Source organism: Pseudomonas sp. HMSC066A08 (assembly GCF_001813025.1).
Lineage (GTDB): Bacteria > Pseudomonadota > Gammaproteobacteria > Pseudomonadales > Pseudomonadaceae > Pseudomonas > Pseudomonas aeruginosa.
In genome coordinates this window covers 1-16,031 of record NZ_KV811279.1, presented here as the reverse complement: position 1 = coordinate 16,031, position 16,031 = coordinate 1, and the positions used below count along the sequence as shown (strand labels likewise).

Here is a 16,031-nt window from a genome sequence, read left to right as displayed (position 1 = left end):
GACGCCATCGTGGTGGTGGAGAACGTCGAGCGCATCATGGCCGAGGAAGGCCTGGCGCCGCGCGAGGCGACGCTCAAGGCGATGCGCCAGATCAGCGGCGCAATCGTCGCCATCACCCTGGTGCTGACCGCGGTGTTCTTCCCGATGGCGCTGTTCCAGGGCGCGGTGGGGGAGATCTACCGGCAGTTCTCGGTGGCGCTGGCGGTCCCCATGGCGCTTTCCGCGTTCCTCGCCCTTACCCTTACCCCGGCGTTGTGCGCCACCCTGCTCAAACCGCCGCCGCGACAGGCGGACGGAAAGCGCCCGGCGCCGACACGGCTGGCCCGTGGCTACCTGCGCCGGCTCGACGCGCTGCTGCGCCGGCCGCTGCGCTGGCTGCTGCTGTACGCGGCGCTGCTGGGCGCCGTCGGGCTGCTGTTCATGCGTCTGCCGGGGGGGTTCCTGCCCACCGAGGACAGCGGCAACTTCGCCGTCGTGGTGCTGCTGCCCACCGGCTCGACCCAGGCAGACACGCGCGAGGTGATCGACGAGGTGCAGGCCTGGCTGCGCCAGGACCCGGTCGTCGACCAGCTGTTCGCGATGCAGGGGTTCAGCTATTTCGGCGGCGGGCAGAACGCCGGGATGATCTGGCCGACGCTGATCGACTGGTCGCAGCGAAAGGCCAGCGAACAGCAGATAGAGGCCATACTCGCGCGCCTCAACGCGCATTTCGCCAGCGGCACCCGCGACCATCCGCAGGCGCTGGTGAAGGGCCTCAACACCCCGCCGTTGCCCTCGATGGGGCGCAGCGCCGGCATCGACATGCGCCTGCAGGATCGCGCCGGCCTTGGCCACGAGGCCCTGGTGGCGGCGAAGAACCGTTTGCTGGCGTTGGCCGCCCAGACCCCGGCACTGGCCGACGTGAGCTTCTCCGGGCAGGACGACGCGCCGCAACTGCGGGTCTCCATCGACCGACTCAAGGCGCAGAGCATGGGCGTCCCGGTGCAGCAGATCAATGACACCCTGGCGACGCTCTATGGCTCGGAGTACCTGGGCGACTTCATCCACCAGAACCAGGTGCGGCGCATCCTCGTGCAGGCCGACGGCAAGTACCGGCAGAGCCCGGACGGGCTGCTGCAGGCACGGGTGCGCAATGGCGAAGGCGACATGGTGCCGCTGAGCGCCTTCGTGCAGATGCGCTGGACCCTCGGCGCTCTGGAGATCCAACACTTCAACGGCTTTCCCGCGCTGCCCATCAGCGGCGCGCCGGCGCCCGGCTACAGCACCACCCAGGCGATGGAGGCGCTGGCCGGCCTGGTGGCGCAGCTGCCCGACGGCATCGGCTATGAATGGGCCGGGCAGTCCTACCAGGAACGCATTTCCGGCAACCAGATGCCGTTGCTGTTCGGCCTTTCGATCCTGGTGATCTTCCTCTGCCTGGCGGCGCTCTACGAAAGCTGGTCGGTGCCCTTCGCGGTGATCCTGGCGATCCCACTGGGGGTGATCGGCGCACTGCTCGCCACCAGCCTGCGCGGCCTGCCCGACGACCTCTATTTCAAGGTCGGCCTGATTACCATCATGGGCCTCTCGGCGAAGAACGCGATCCTCATCATCGAGGTGGCCAGGACCCTGCACCAGCAGGGCGTCGCCGTGCGCCAGGCGATCCTCGACGCCGCGCGCATGCGCCTGCGGCCCATCGTCATGACTTCCCTGGCCTTCATGTTCGGCGTGCTGCCGCTGATGCTCGCCAGCGGCCCCGGCTCGGCCAGCCAGCGCGCCATCGGCACCAGCGTGTTCGGCGGGATGCTCTCGGCCACCCTGCTGACGCTGTTCTTCGTGCCGCTGCTGTACCTGCTGGTGATGCGTCTGCGCGGCGAAACCAGCGCCGGTCCTTCCATCGCCGAGGCCCGCGACCCATGAAACGGTTTTGTCCATCCCTTAGAAATACTAGCATTGGACAAATAACCACTGAAGATAGCTTTTCCCAAATTTATTCCGAAAGTAAAGATTTTATAGATTTCCTAGGAAAATCCATATCTGACTTACCTTGCAACGATTGTAGGTATGGGCTTTTATTCCACGGCGGCTGCCGAGCAAATAGCCTCTCATATGCTGGAAAAATCTGGGAAAGAGACCCCATTTGTTGTTCACTTTCGCCATTCGTTGAGGACGTTATTGTCCCACTACTCCCCGAAAAGTTAAAAAGTAGCTTTTATCAGTCCCTACAAGAGGAAAAATCTAAACCTGGAGACGTTTCACACCCATCCAGTACACATTCATGGCAGCGCATTCAAACCATCGAAATATAAATTGTCAAGCAGGATAGAATATGTCCATTCCTTTAAACGAACGTTTAATAGTCAGGAAGGCCCAAGAAGGTGACGCAAAATCTCTGCAAAACTACATGCTTAATTTGGCCGCCGAGAAAAACCCAAACATCCCTCTCTTAGAAAATGAACTCCTCGGGGATATTTCACTTATAAGTCAAAATATAAAAAGAACCAGCAATAGCAAATCGGACGCTCTTCTCCTACTTGTCGATGGAGAAAGAATTGTTGGTAGGCTTGATATAAACGGCTCGACTAGACACGCGTACTCTCATATAGCTTCATTAGGACTATCAATTGCTTATAACGATCGCAACAAAGGCTTGGGTAAAACCTTATTGGAATATGGAATTAACTACCTGCGTAATTCAAAAACAGTGCACAGAGTGGAGATATTGGTTAACACAGAGAACAAAATAGCTATATCGCTTTATGAGAAGAATGGTTTTAAGATTGAGGCCATTCAAAAGGACAAAGTTTTTTTTATGGGGGAATATTATGACGCCAGTCTTTACAGCCTTCTCTTAAATTAAGGGAACTATGAAAAAGGCTTTCTGATTTTCGGTAAAATATTTGAACCACCCGCCGAGTATCCCGATGAAACAGATAACCTTTGCCGACGCAGAGTATTCCGGCAAGCGCAAGCGGAGCCGCAAGGAGTTATTCCTGATCGAGGCGGATCAGGTGGCGCCGTGGAAGGGCTTGGTTGCCCTGATCGTGCCACACTATCCGAAGGGTGAAGACCGGACGTCCAACATCCTCATTGATGGTGACGCTGCGGGCTCATCTGACGCAGAACTGGTTCGGCTACAGCGATCCGGCGATAAAGGAGGCGCTGTACGAGACCACCATCCTGCGCCAGTTTGCCGGCTTGAGCCTGGAGCGCATTCCCGACGAAACCACCATCTTCAACTTCCGTCACCCGCTACAGAAGCTAGAGTTGGGGCCTGGGATTCTGGCCAATGGCGACTTGCTGTTCAGTTCCTCGCGAGCGCCGCTGGAAGGCAAGGAGGATGACGCCGACTCCGCGCTCTGGCACCTGCCGGCCGCCGGCGGCGAGGCGCAGCAATGGTTGCGCCGCCAGGGCGGGTTGTTCGGCCTGCGCGTCGCGCGCCAGAGCGGCACCCTGGTGCTGATGGCGGAGGCGCTGCCGTCGGCGAAGGACCCTGAGGACGAAAAACGCCTGCGCGCGTTGCGCAAGGACGGCAAGGTCGACGCCATCCTCCACGAGCGTTACCCGGTGCGCTTCTGGGACACCGACTTGGGCCCGGAACAGCCGCGCCTGTACCGGGCCGAGCCGATCGTCGACAGCGACGGCGCCGGCACGCCGCCGGCCCGGCTCGAACTCCACGGGCTGACCGACGACGCCGGCGAGGCGCTGCGCAACGCCCGCTTCGAATTGAGCGCTGACGGCCGCCTGCTGGTGAGCGACTGGCTGTCCGCCAGGGCCGGTGGCAATCAGCAAAGCCAGCTGGTGGTCATCGATACCCTGAGCGGCGCGCGCCGGATGCTGCTCGACCTGCCCGGATGGCACTACCCACTCTTTTGTCTGGACCCGCAGGGCGCGGCTCTGGCGGTCGTGGCGGAGAGCGAGGGTACGCCGAGCGAGGCGCCGCGCTGGCAATTGCTCAGCGTACCGCTGGACGGAAGCGAACCCCGCTGTATTGCTCCGGATTGGGACGGTTGTCCCGCATCCCTCGCTTGGAGCCCCGATGGCCAGCATCTGTACGCCAGCGCCGATCATCAGGGCCGCGCGCCGGTGTTCGCCATCGATCCCGCCCGCCGCAGCGTGACGCGGCTGACGCTGGACGACGCGGCCTACGCCGACCTTTGCGTCAGCCCCTGCGGCCGCCACCTGTATGCCCTGCGCCATGCCATCGACAGCCCGCCGCTGCCGGTGCGCCTCGACCTGGACGCCGAGGTTGCCACACTGGTTTCGCTGCGCGGGCCGTGCCAGCAGCCGGCCCTGCCCGGGCGCCTGACCGAAGTGGACGCCACGGGCGCCGACGGCGCGCGCGTGCGTGCCTGGCTGGCGCTGCCTGCCGGCGCCTCGGCCGCCGCGCCGGCCGCGCTGCTGCTATGGGTGCACGGCGGCCCGCTCGGCTCCTGGAACGGCTGGTCCTGGCGTTGGAATCCCTGGCTGGCGGTCGCCCGCGGGTATGCCGTGCTGATGCCGGACCCGGCGCTATCCACCGGCTATGGCCGCGGCTTCATCCAGCGCGGCTGGGGCGCCTGGGGCGACGCGCCCTATCAGGACCTGCTGGCGATCAGCGACGCCGCGCAGGCCCGCGACGACATCGACGGCCAGCGCAGCGCTGCCATGGGCGGCTCGTTCGGCGGCTACATGGCCAACTGGATCGCCGGGCACACCGACCGCTTCCGGGCCATCGTCAGCCATGCCAGCCTCTGGACCCTGAGCCAGTTCGGTCCGACCACCGACGCCTACCACTACTGGCGGCAGGAAATCGGCGCGCAGATGCTGCAGCACCATTCGCCGCACCGCTTCGTGCGGGATATCCGCACGCCCATGCTGATCATCCACGGCGACAAGGATTACCCCGTGCCAATTGGCGAGGCCCTGAGCCTGTGGGCGCAGCTCGCCGAGCAATTCGCCGACGAGCAGGGCCGCATGCCGCACAAATTCCTCTATTACCCCGGCGAGAACCACTGGATTCTCGCCCGCAGAACGCCAAGGTCTGGTACCAGACGGTGTTCGCCTTCCTCGCCGAACACGTCCATGGCCAAGCCTGGCAACGCCCCGAGGCGCTGGGATGAAGCCGCTGCCGGAACGGCTGGAAAGCGACCGGCTGTCGATCCGCTGCGCCGCGCCCGGCGACGCTCGCGCGCTGTACGACGGCGTGCTGGAGACCCTCGCCGAGCTGCGCGCCTGGGGATCGTCGCTGCCGTGGGCACTGGCCGAGCCGTCTGTGCAGGGGGGTATGCCGAGATAAGGCAAAAATTAGGACATTCGTTCTGTAACTTACTGTATTTGAAAGATTAATAAGTCAGCTGTCTCTACAGGCTGATCTCTGTAATCTGGTTCCTGCTACGCCAGATCGGATCAGGTTTACGGTGGCTGCACCAGGTGGCGGACGTAATCGACACAAAGCCCGACTTGCCTGGCTGCCCGTTCGCATCGCTTGGTCTGCCGTCCGAGAATGGGTTCTTGAGTTCCCCTCTGACCTGCTCGTCATCTAGGCCCAGGTGGTTCAGGGCGCAGCAATTCCCTATCAGCACCTTCGAATCGTCGTGCCGCTCAACGACGAAGCCGTGCTGATGCATTTGAGAACAGCGCTTCCCGTTCTTCTGGTACTGACAGCTGGCCTCTGGCTGAATCAGCCGGTAGGGCCGCAGCGGGTTTCGGTACTGATCCTTCGTCAGGGTGCTGTCCGAGGCGATCTCGTAAAGGGACAACAACTCGGCGAGCGTTCTAATCTCCACAATGCCATTCGAAGGGGTCATCAAGTCCTCCTGGTGGGTCAGTCATGCGCAGAGCTGTATATTAACCCAGTAATTGCACAGTGGAATCATTGTGCAGAGCCTATAAGTCATCCCTGCCTTTTGCTCATCACAAGGACGTGGCCCCGTGCCGGAGCTACATAGCCTGGTGGACTGTGTTCGTGGATCTGCTCGCGCTCGGCCAGCGAGGCACCAGGCGCCCTTGGGCATGGGGGTGTTGAGGCTCTTCAAGCCGAAACTTATGATTTACATGCTGAAAACTGAGTGGCCTCTGTCTCCGTTTAAATGTTCTGTTGTACTGCGGTGGCTGTGCAGCTGCTCATGAGTGAAGAAAAAATCAGCAAAACCATCAAAAGTTAAGATTTTCTTGGTCAGGTTAAGGAAATCTGTAGCAATGAAACGACTTTGAGGCTTTTGGATGGCCCTTTCCTCAACCGTCGCAGGAGGTACTGATCATGGAGCACACTGCCGCTCAACCGGTTGAAACGGTCGTAGACATTACCTGTGATGTTTGCCGCCAGAGCACTAGCGTTGAAGGTTATGGTCAACAGTTTGGAACCCTTCAGGCACACTGGGGGTATGGCTCCAAGCATGATGGCGAGCGCTACAAGGTTCATCTTTGCGAGCTTTGGTTTTTCCGCACACTAAGTGTAGCGACCTGCAATCAGTGCCGTTTCCGACCGAGATTATTTGCGACTATCCCGCCCCGCAAACCAGGATTAAGTGCGAATGAGCCTGCAATGATCTGCGCCAACCTGCAAACCATCGCGGCCAACCAGGATTATCTGCGACTGAAACGGGACGGGTCACACGGGAAGCCCGGCCGATTGCATCTTCTCCCGAAGTTCAGCCGCTCGTGCCGGATCCAGCGTATTGCGGGAGGCCATACAGCCGTGCTACTAGCCACCATCTCGGAGGGGCAAAGCTAGACCCGCCGAAATTTCCGTCAGCCGATCAACATGGTTTGTCTCGTGTCTGGTCGATGCGTTCCTGCATCGCCTGCATAACTTCTTCGTGGGTGTAGGACTTGGGGTTGGGGGCGTGGGCCTCACGGAGAGCTTCCTCGACCTCGCGGGTCATTCGCTCATAGTCTTCCGGCCACAGCACTTGCTCCATGCGCAGAGACGCCTGCTCCAGTAGGTGCAGCAGGCCGAACAGACGCATGTCGTTGGTGGCGACGATGTGTTCTCGAATCCACTCTTGGATTACTCTGCAGGCCCGATGTGTTTCTGGCGTTGACGTGCCGTCGTAGTTGGCTGGGAATCCCACATCTTTGGCGAGTTGTGCCCAGGTGCTGGCCAGTGCCTGGATGCTAGATGTACTCATTTGCTCATCCACTTGCGCAGCAGTCGCTTTTTCAGGGCGGCCCGCTCTTGCGGGCTCCGTCCCTTGAAGTTGGCGATGCGATCCGCCGTAGCGTCCTGGCGTTTGATGGGCCAGTAGGAGCGACCATCCTTGCCCATTGATCCAACGTTGCTGACCTGATTCTCCAGCAGCGGCAGATGAGCGCTCAGTGCGTCCGGCGACGAGCTGGCCAGCGCGGTGCGCTCGCCGGTTCGCCAGCGCTGATGCCAGAGCTTCTTGTCCTCGCGCTCGCTACGGCAGGTCGTGTGCCCGACGATGGGCGTTTTGCGGCGGCTGCGACTCATAATGTGATTGTCTCCAAGAGTATTCAGGGCAGACTGTCAGGGTAGAGCACTGTCAACATGGAACAAGCCCCGTCGGAACGGGGCTTGTTGATGGCTAGTTAGCCAGCCTTGAAGCCAGGAAGGCCGTTAGCGGCACGCCACTCCTTGATTCTTTTTAATACGCCTTCAGGGCTATCTTCTTCATCTTCTTTTGGGTAAAAGATAATATCTGTCCCATCGGGGTGTTGCGCCGCATTAACGATAGCGTAAACCACCACATCACGCTCCTTTTCACTGCTGAAACTCCTATTGAATAGCTCGCTGATTAGTGAAAAAAACTCAGCCTCTGTATAATCTGATATTTTTTTGCTTTCCATATCTATTTTCCTTTGTTCGAATGAACTTGAATATGCATCTTTGGAGTCATTACGCGGAGATTGTCAATATCATAAACAGCTCCACCCTGACTTATTTGGACGACATGGTGTATTTCATATTTATCCCGGCCTCCCGCTTGCTCAGCTTTAGGGGTAAATGGAGAAAGCCCATCACGCATACCCTTTGCATTGGTTTTTCTGAAGTATTTAACAAGCTCAGGATCATTAGCCACAGCCACCCAAAACTGCTCCCGAAAATCCCGCCAACTCTTGAATTCCTTGCCGCGCAACTGATCGGCGATTTGGCTCGGAATCGGCACTCCGTCACCTTGCGAGGCACCGGCCAGCCAGTTCCCAGTGACCGGCTGGCCATTACCGGTAGCAACACCCGGTTCGTCGCGCGGATCTCGATAAACAATATAGAGTGGTGGAATACCGGTGTCTTCCGGGTAGACGTAGATACCGTCGTTGAACTCGCGTTGGTCAAGTTCTGGATAGGACTCGATCTGCGGTTCCTTGGGAATCAGCAGGGTACCGGACATGATCAGCGGACCACGGGGCACTGCCGGCGTCGAAGACGACGGATCGATCTGGCCAGGTGGAGTATCCGGGGTAACCAGGATGGTACCGCCGCCAGGGCCGGTAGCCGTGTATTTGTAAGTCCCCGAGGCGGAGTCCAGGGTCAGTGCCCTGACGGGGACGGCCGCACTACCCGGCTCGGTCGGTACGGCGATGATTTGAATCGACCCATCGACATTGAGGGTTTTCAGCCGGTAAGGCAGGTCCACCGTTCCTTTGGCGGCGGCAATGGCTTGCCAGTCAACCGCCAGGGGCGGTGCGAGTTCCGAGACCGGAATGGCGAAGGATGCTTGCCGTTCACCGTTGTTCAGCTTCGGCCAGAAGGAACTGACGGCCATGGTGGCGACGACAGCGGCTACCTGCCCCAACATTGCACCAGGGGTCTTGCGGGCCACCGAAAGCAAATCCACTGCGGTCTTGAGAGTCCTGGAAACGCTGGCGGCACCACCCCCTGCCGGGGCCAGCGGTTTGGGCGCTACCGGTACGCCGACGCCTGGAAAACTAGGGAAGGTGGGGAAATCGGGAAAAGTAGGAACCAGCGAGCCAAGATCCCTCCCTGGTTGGTCGGGGATTGTCGGGTCACGCCGGTCAGGGATTGAAACACTGCCAACATCGACCGGGCGCGCTGTGATGCCTCCTTGTCCAGTACCAGTATCGACATCCCGGCCGGTGCCGCCCGTTGCTCCAGTTTCTCCTCCAGGAGTCACGTTGGTTCCAGTATGGCCGAGTGCGTCTTCGACGCGAGAGTCGGTATTGACTGCGGAAGGTGTCGTGATGGTGGGAGTGCTGATTTTGTCCTGCTCTTCCAGGCGCTTGTAGATCTCCTCGATACGCTTGGCCTCACTTTCCGATACGGCAATGGCCTGAAACCGCGCATTGATTTCGTCTTGACGCTTTTTCTCCGCCTCGGCGACTCGCTTGGCCTCTGCTTCGGCCAGGCGTTGCAGTTCGGCTTTTCGCTGAGCCTCGGCCTGGCGACGAGCCTCTTCGACCTGCCGTCGGGCTTCAGCTTGACGTTGCTCTTGCGCTAAGCGTTCCGCTTCAGTCTGCCGGGCTGCCTCTGCGGCGCGCTGTGCGTCCTCCAGCCGCTGAAGCCGGGTCAGTTCGGCGACCTTGCTATCCAGGGCGGAGGAGCGGCTATTGAGGACGCTGATTTCCGCTTCGATCAAGCGGATCTTTTGTGCGGCGGAATAAGACTTCGACCAGTTGTCGAAACTGAAATCTTTATCTTCGCGGCGGCCATAGATTTCGTTCATTACATTGACATAATTGACCATGAGAGGGTCATAGCCAAAGAATGCATTTGCAATGGTGCGTGCGTCAGCCAGTTCCTTTTGTTTGGACGCCAGCAGTTCCACCGCCGCGGCTTTTTCAGCAGAGGCCATCTGCAAGGGTGTCGCCTCGGCAGGATTTAATTTTTCCTTTTTCTGGCTTGCGAGATACGCCAGTTCGCCATCGACAATCGACCCCACATTGGCCAATGCAGTGTTCGTGGATTTTTTGATCTCTTCCTGCACGCCACGAATCATGATCGCGGCGGGAACTTGAGACCTTTCATATTGGTATCGCTTGATCAGATCCTTGATTTTCGCGCCCTCAGGAAGGTCGAACTTGGTGATACCTGGTCGAGCGATATAAGTCAGGTATGGGATAGGGGTGGGTGGCGGAGGTGTGTAGAAAGAATACTGACCCGTATCGGTTGCTACCGTGGTCATACTTCCAAGGTCAAAGACATCACTCATGATATTTCCCTTAAGAATCCGTAAAAGAAAATCTGTTTCACTGCCTGCCTGGCAGGCAAGCGGGATTCTTAAGGTTTGTTGTAGAGCATTAAAGATAGTGCCCTTCAATAAACTATGATGTACAGGCAATACACGGTAATCAACTGCAATATCTCGGTTTTGGGTTACTGGAGGTTGCGCTCCAGTCCTTCCTTTGCGGTGTCGCTCCGCTCGTGGAGGCGTCCATCAAACGACCGTTTTCTGGACGCCGACCTCATTTCACCTCGGTCGGCCCCGGAAACCGCATACCTTTGGTCCAATAACGAGCTCCCACTTTCAAAATTCACCTACGCTGACCCTTTCGCGAGTTTCTGGACGAAATCATGCTGATTGGGTACGTACGCATCTCCACCGACGATCAACTGCTGGACCTGCAACGCGATGCGATGGCCAAGGCGGGGTGCGAGCGAGTGTTCGAAGACACTGCCAGCGGCGCCAAGGCCGATCGGGTCGGCCTGGCCGCGCTTCTCGCCAATCTACGGCGGGGCGACACGGTGGTGGTCTGGCGGCTGGACCGGCTTGGCCGCTCGATCAAGGACCTGATCTACCTGGTCGAGCAATTGGAGGATGCCGGCGTGGGTCTGAAGAGCCTGCAGGAGAACATCGACACCACATCCACCGGAGGGCGTTTGGTTTTCCACCTCTTTGCCGCGCTGGCCGAGTTCGAGCGCAACCTGATCCGTGAACGCACCCATGCGGGACTATCTGCAGCACGTGCTCGCGGTCGGCTGGGCGGCCGCAAAAAGCGCCTGGATCCCGCCAAACGCAAAGTCGCCCTGAAGCTCTATCACGAGCGCCAATACACCGTGGTGGAGATCTGCCGGATGATGGGAATCGGCCGCTCGACGCTCTACAACTACATCACCGAGGCGGAACGGAATGCCCGCCAGCAGGCGTAAGGCCATTCCGATCGATTCGCTGCTGCAACTGCGGCAGCGCCTGGATCACTTGCCGAAGAAGAGCCCGGAGCGGGCCCGTCAGGTGGCCCTTGTAGCTGAACTGTACGGCGTTTCCTCCAGTACGGTCTATCGTGCCCTGGCTCTCCTGCACAGACCTCGGGCAGCCCACCGCTCCGACCAGGGCAAGCCTCGCGTCCTGCCCCAGGCGGAACTGGAGCGCTACTGCGAACTGATTGCGGCGTTGAAGCTGCGCACCACCAACAAGCAGGGGCGGCATCTATCTACACGCCGCGCCATTGAACTGCTGGAAGAGTACGGTGTAGAGACCGGGCAAGGGCTCGTAAAAGTCCCCTGCGGAGTATTGACCCGAAGTACCGTCAATGAGTACCTCAATCGTTGGAGGATTGGCCAATCCCAACTACTGAGACAGCCTGTAGCAGTACGGTTCCAGGCCGATCACAGCAACGATTGTTGGCAGTTCGACATGTCGCCCTCCGACCTCAAGCATATCGAGCAGCCGCGCTGGATCGATCCCGCCAAGGGCGAACCCACCCTGATGCTGTTCAGCGTGGTGGATGACCGCAGTGGCGTGGCCTACCAGGAATACCACTGCGTCTATGGTGAGGATGCGGAGACGGCGCTTCGTTTTCTGTTCAATGCGATGGCGCCGAAAGCGGACCCGAGCTTTCCCTTTCAGGGCCGGCCCAAGCTGATCTATCTGGACAATGGTCCGGTGGCCAAGCGCCGCGTTTTCCAGAACGTCATGCGGGCGCTGGGCATCGAGTGGCAGACACACATCCCTGCCGGCAAGGATGGAACGCGCACCACGGCCCGCTCGAAAGGCAAGGTCGAGCGGCCCTTTCGCACCGTGAAGGAAGCCCACGAGACCCTGTACCACTTCCACAAGCCGGAAACCGAAGCCCAAGCCAACGAGTGGCTGTTGCGCTACCTGGTGCGCACCTACAACCAGCAGGCGCATCGTGCCGAGCCCCATTCACGGATCGAGGACTGGATCGCCCATGTGCCAACAGAGGGAATCCGTGAAATGTGCTCATGGGACCAGTTCTGCCGCTTTGCTCGGGAGCCCGAGCGGCGCAAGGTCGGGCCTGATGCTCGGATCACCATCGACGGTACCGCGTACGAGCTGGAGCCCGAGATGGCCGGCGACTACGTCGTGCTGCTCTGGGGGCTGTTCGACGATGAGCTTCATGCCGAGTTCGATGGCGAGCGGTTCGGTCCTTACTACCCGGTGTCCGGACCCATTCCATTGCACCGCTACCGGGCTTTCAAGCGCAGCAAGGCAGACGAGCGTTCAGCTCGTATCCGTACCCTCGCGGACCAGTTGGGGCTGCCGATCGCGGCGCTTTCCGGGGAGGATGTACGACTAGAGCCCAGTTCTGCCACCTCGACGCTCCCCATCCGGCCCTTCGATTTCGAGCCCCAGGAATCCCGATTCCCCAGCAGCATTGCGGCCAAGCTGGCTATCGCCGAGGAACTGGCAATGCCGCTGGCCAAGCTTTCAATGGATGACCGCGCCTACATCGACCAGGTGCTGAGCGAGACCCTGGCGCGGCGGGTGGTACTGGAGCGCGTACGGGACTATTTCCGTCACCGGAAACCAGGAGAAGAGCATGCGAGCTGAAGTGATGCAGCACTACGGGCTGAGCACCCCCTTGAATCAGGCGGGCTATTTCGAAACCGCCCATCATCAGCAGTTGATGAGGGACATCCGCGGCGCCATCTTCGAAGGCCGCCTGATCGCCCTGTGTGGCGTAATCGGCAGCGGCAAGACGGTGATGCTGCGCCGCTTGCAGCAACTGCTGGAGGAGGAAAAGAAAGTCACGGTGTCCAGATCGATGGCCATCGAGAAGCACAACATCAAGCTGGCCACCTTCATCGCCGCGCTCTTCTATGACCTTTCCACCCAGAAACAGGTACGCATTCCCACCCAGATCGAAAAACGGGATCGCGAACTGTACGAGCTGGTGAAGAAGAGCAAGCGCCCCGTGGCCCTGTTCGTTGATGAAGCCCATGACCTCAATGGCCATACCCTGACCGGTCTGAAGCGACTGCTCGAACTGGTCGAAGACGACAGTGGCCGGCGACGTTTGTCCATTGTTCTGGCCGGCCATCCCAAGCTGCGTAACGATCTACGTCGTCCCACGATGGAAGAGATTGGCTACCGCACCGACATTTTCTCGCTCGACGGCATTGCCGGGAGTCAGCGTGAGTATCTTCATTGGTTGTTGGACACCTGCACAGAAGGACGTGCCAGGGCTGAAGAAATCGTAACCGAAGAAGCCCTCGACCTACTGGCCAGCCGGTTGCGCACGCCCCTGCAGATCCAGTTACATCTTGGACTGGCTCTGGAGGCCGGTTACCAGACCGGCGAAAAGCCTATTTCGGCAGAGCTCGTCCAGTCCGTACTCTCTCGGCAACTGGATGACTTGGAACCCACGCTCACACGCCACGGCTACAACGCGAAAAGCCTGGCAGAGCAGTTCGATGCCAAACCTGCCGAGGTTCGTGCGTTGTTCAGCAATACGTTAGATCCGGCACGAGCGGCTGAGCTTCGGGAGAAGATGCAATCGGCCGGGCTTCCCGTGTGACCCGTCCCGTTTCAGTCGCAGATAATCCTGGTTGGCCGCGATGGTTTGCAGGTTGGCGCAGATCATTGCAGGCTCATTCGCACTTAATCCTGGTTTGCGGGGCGGGATAGTCGCAAATAATCTCGGTCGGAAACGGCACTGATTGCAGGTCGGGACCTGTTCAATTGCAGGTCGCTACAACTAAGCGGCCTACGTCGCGAGCGCATGGTCAACGCCATGTTCGACGAGGAGCCTGATTCCACGAAGGATGAGTTCGGCTTGGTGCGGCGTGACGAATTCTGGGGCGATGGCTGAGCCTGAGCGCAGATATCAGGAGTGGTAGCCGTTCAGTCTTCAATCGAAGAGCTGAAGACAGGCTCGAAAATCGAACCCGCCGCTTGCTCCTCATTCCGGCCGGCCTGCAGCATGTCGCCCTTGCTCGGGTAGTGACACAGCAGCCGCCGAGCCTCATTGCGGATGGACTCCGACAAGGTGGTGTCACGAGAGAGCTCGACGAGAAACTCCTGGGCCTGCACCACCGAGCGGGTACGTTCGTAGGGTAGCGTCATCTGAACCTCCACTCCGCTTCTGACCTCAGTGTGCCGGATCATGAGCTACTTGCGCCACCGCTGCTCGTGGGCGGTGCCTGCCCGAGCAATTTCAGTTGCGCGGTGGCTTTAGCCAGACGCTCCTGCAGGCTCTGGGTTTGCTGTGCCTGAATCGAGGAGGCTTCACCAAGCCGGGTCACCTCATCCTGCAGAGCGTGGCAGCGCTGCTCCAGGGCTTCATTCGTACGTTCAATGCTGGTCAGCGTGTTCTGGGCGACCTCCAGAGCCTGAGCCTTCTGCGTCAGTAGCTTCTGCTGCGCATGCTGATCCTTCTGCTGCTGCCGCGCCTCGGCAAGCAGGCGCGCATTGTCGCGGTTCAGGTGGGTCAGCTCGTCCTGCTTGACGATCAGGGTCTGCTGTAGCTGTCGCAGTTCCAGTTGCAGTTGTTGTACCTGCGACTCGTGCCGGCGCTGCTCTTGCTCACGCTGCTCCTTGCTGGCCTGGCGATAGTGCTCCAGGGCATCACGGGCATGCTGATGCTTGTCCTCCAGCGAGCGAATCTGCCCGTCGCGGTCTTGCAGGCGCGCTTCCTGGTCGTGGTTGGCTTGCTGCAGGCGGGCATTCTCGACCTCGGCCTGTTGGCGCAGCTGTTGTTCCTGCAGCAGTGCTTGCTGGGCAGCCTGGAACTGCTCCGTGAGCCCAGCGCACTGACCTTCCAGCTGCTGGATACGGCTTTCGGCCTGCCGAATCTGGTTCTGGTAATCGAGTCGTTCCCGTGCCAGTTGCTCGCGCTCCTGGGCCACGTCGGCCTGCGCTTCCTCCTTGAGCTGATCCGCCAACTGGGCCACCAGGTTGGCCAGCTGCTCGCTGAGCGGCAATGCGGCCGCGTTCCGGCCGCGGTCGGCGTCTTCGAGTTCTTTCAGGTAGCGATGGATGGTGGTTTTCGAGCCGGTATTGCCCAGCTCGACCCGTATTGCGTCGATGCTGGGATTCTCACCCCGCGCCAGGATGGCCTGGCGGGCTTTCTGAACCAGCGCCTTGTTGATGCCGCCGCGGGCCATGGTCTGCTCCTACGATTTCATAATGGATTACATACCATGTATTTACATACTAAATTGTCATGAAGTAAAGCAGGATTTGAAGGCTTGTTTCAGATAAAATAACCGATGATTATTCAATATGATTGGCAAAAACGGCTGCTTCGCGGTCGTTTCCCAGTACACAAAGGGCACGCACGGGCGATGAAGGACGTCGAGCGCTACCTGCAAGCCGGCACGCGGGAAAACACCCGGCGTAGCTACCAGTCGGCCGTCGAACATTTCGAGGTGACCTGGGGCGGCTTCTTGCCGGCCACGAGTGACTCCATCGTGCGTTACCTGGTGGACTACGCCGACACGCTGAGCCTCAACACGCTAAAGCAGCGCCTCGCCGCCCTCGCGCAGTGGCATATCAGGCACGGCTTCCCCGATCCCACCAAGACCCCGACCGTACACCAGGTACTGAAGGGAATTCGCACCCTGCACCCGAGCCAGACAAAGCAGGCCGCGCCGCTGCAATTACAGCATCTGGAGCATGCGGTTGAGTGGTTGGAGCAGGAGGCTATGTGTCTGTTTCAAGCCGAAGACCTGGCGGGATATTTGCGCTGTCGGCGGGATACGGCATTGCTACTAATCGGCTTCTGGCGAGGCTTTCGTAGCGATGAACTGTGCCGCTTGCAGGTGGAGCACATTCAAGCCGAAGCCGGTGCTGGCATGACGCTGTTTTTGCCTTGGAGCAAGGGTGACCGGGACAACCTTGGCACCACTCACTACGTACCTGCGCTGAGGCGGCTGTGGTCTGTCCCGGAACTGGTGGACAGGTAGTTAA

The 16,031-nt window shown here is 59.6% G+C and carries 14 protein-coding genes and 2 pseudogenes; 9 read left to right on the top strand and 7 right to left on the bottom strand.

Annotated features, from left to right (window positions below; genetic code table 11):
• The 4 genes and pseudogenes from HMPREF2886_RS05565 to HMPREF2886_RS05560 form a co-directional block, all read left to right on the top strand.
• Positions 1-1,899 (top strand): efflux RND transporter permease subunit (locus tag HMPREF2886_RS05565; RefSeq protein WP_168172015.1); only part of this gene is annotated, 1,899 nt, incomplete at its 5' end.
• A gap of 409 nt (positions 1,900-2,308) precedes the next feature.
• Positions 2,309-2,839 carry a GNAT family N-acetyltransferase gene (locus tag HMPREF2886_RS32985; RefSeq protein ID WP_071536849.1) on the top strand — a complete coding sequence of 177 codons (531 nt, stop codon included), beginning with the start codon at positions 2,309-2,311 and terminating at the stop codon, positions 2,837-2,839.
• Positions 2,840-2,903: 64 nt separating this feature from the next.
• Positions 2,904-3,267: pseudogene (locus tag HMPREF2886_RS32980) on the top strand (transposase); the annotation flags it as partial.
• 174 nt (positions 3,268-3,441) lie between these two features.
• Complete coding sequence (locus tag HMPREF2886_RS05560) at positions 3,442-5,307, top strand: S9 family peptidase (RefSeq protein ID WP_078451883.1); 1,866 nt, start codon at positions 3,442-3,444, stop codon at positions 5,305-5,307.
• A 14-nt stretch (positions 5,308-5,321) separates the two neighbouring features.
• Here the strand turns inward: HMPREF2886_RS05560 and HMPREF2886_RS05555 are convergent, their stop codons facing one another.
• Entirely contained in the window at positions 5,322-5,768 is a 447-nt protein-coding gene (locus tag HMPREF2886_RS05555) for a hypothetical protein (protein ID WP_023095643.1), read from the bottom strand.
• Positions 5,769-6,220: 452 nt separating this feature from the next.
• On the opposite strand from HMPREF2886_RS05555, the pseudogene HMPREF2886_RS34955 reads away from it, so the two are divergent.
• Positions 6,221-6,415 (top strand): annotated as a pseudogene (locus tag HMPREF2886_RS34955) (hypothetical protein); the annotation flags it as partial.
• A 304-nt stretch (positions 6,416-6,719) separates the two neighbouring features.
• Here the strand turns inward: HMPREF2886_RS34955 and HMPREF2886_RS05545 are convergent.
• From HMPREF2886_RS05545 to HMPREF2886_RS34710, 4 genes are all read right to left on the bottom strand, one after another.
• The gene (locus tag HMPREF2886_RS05545; RefSeq protein ID WP_023095642.1) at positions 6,720-7,091 is read right to left on the bottom strand and encodes a hypothetical protein; all 372 of its coding nucleotides are present in this window, start codon (positions 7,089-7,091) and stop codon (positions 6,720-6,722) included.
• Positions 7,088-7,414 carry a hypothetical protein gene (locus tag HMPREF2886_RS05540; protein ID WP_023095641.1) on the bottom strand — a complete coding sequence of 109 codons (327 nt, stop codon included), beginning with the start codon at positions 7,412-7,414 and terminating at the stop codon, positions 7,088-7,090. The genes HMPREF2886_RS05545 and HMPREF2886_RS05540 overlap by 4 nt, the downstream gene beginning before the upstream one ends.
• 98 nt (positions 7,415-7,512) lie before the next feature.
• Positions 7,513-7,770 carry a bacteriocin immunity protein gene (locus HMPREF2886_RS05535; protein ID WP_023095640.1) on the bottom strand — a complete coding sequence of 86 codons (258 nt, stop codon included), beginning with the start codon at positions 7,768-7,770 and terminating at the stop codon, positions 7,513-7,515.
• Positions 7,771-7,772: 2 nt separating this feature from the next.
• Entirely contained in the window at positions 7,773-10,091 is a 2,319-nt protein-coding gene (locus tag HMPREF2886_RS34710; protein ID WP_023095639.1) for an S-type pyocin domain-containing protein, read from the bottom strand.
• A gap of 362 nt (positions 10,092-10,453) precedes the next feature.
• On the opposite strand from HMPREF2886_RS34710, the gene HMPREF2886_RS05520 reads away from it, so the two are divergent.
• From HMPREF2886_RS05520 to HMPREF2886_RS05510, 3 genes are read left to right on the top strand one after another with little or no spacing between them, the layout of a single operon-like run.
• Positions 10,454-11,029, top strand: coding sequence for a recombinase family protein (locus HMPREF2886_RS05520; protein ID WP_023095638.1), 576 nt, complete (start codon positions 10,454-10,456; stop codon positions 11,027-11,029).
• Between the two features lie 4 nt (positions 11,030-11,033).
• Positions 11,034-12,671 (top strand): DDE-type integrase/transposase/recombinase, encoded by a 1,638-nt coding sequence (locus tag HMPREF2886_RS05515; RefSeq protein WP_196637347.1) that lies wholly within the window; start codon positions 11,034-11,036, stop codon positions 12,669-12,671.
• Positions 12,661-13,638, top strand: a complete 978-nt coding sequence (locus HMPREF2886_RS05510; protein ID WP_023095636.1) for an ExeA family protein — start codon at positions 12,661-12,663, stop codon at positions 13,636-13,638. The genes HMPREF2886_RS05515 and HMPREF2886_RS05510 overlap by 11 nt, the downstream gene beginning before the upstream one ends.
• Positions 13,639-13,964: 326 nt before the next feature.
• On the opposite strand, the gene HMPREF2886_RS05505 is transcribed toward HMPREF2886_RS05510, so the two are convergent.
• The gene (locus HMPREF2886_RS05505) at positions 13,965-14,186 is read right to left on the bottom strand and encodes a BPSL0761 family protein (RefSeq protein WP_010792965.1); all 222 of its coding nucleotides are present in this window, start codon (positions 14,184-14,186) and stop codon (positions 13,965-13,967) included.
• Between the two features lie 38 nt (positions 14,187-14,224).
• Positions 14,225-15,226: a DNA-binding protein gene (locus HMPREF2886_RS05500; RefSeq protein ID WP_003111051.1), complete on the bottom strand. Its 1,002-nt coding sequence runs from the start codon at positions 15,224-15,226 to the stop codon at positions 14,225-14,227.
• 105 nt (positions 15,227-15,331) lie between these two features.
• On the opposite strand from HMPREF2886_RS05500, the gene HMPREF2886_RS05495 reads away from it, so the two are divergent.
• Positions 15,332-16,027 carry a site-specific integrase gene (locus HMPREF2886_RS05495; RefSeq protein WP_168172014.1) on the top strand — a complete coding sequence of 232 codons (696 nt, stop codon included), beginning with the start codon at positions 15,332-15,334 and terminating at the stop codon, positions 16,025-16,027.
• Positions 16,028-16,031: the final 4 nt, after the last annotated feature.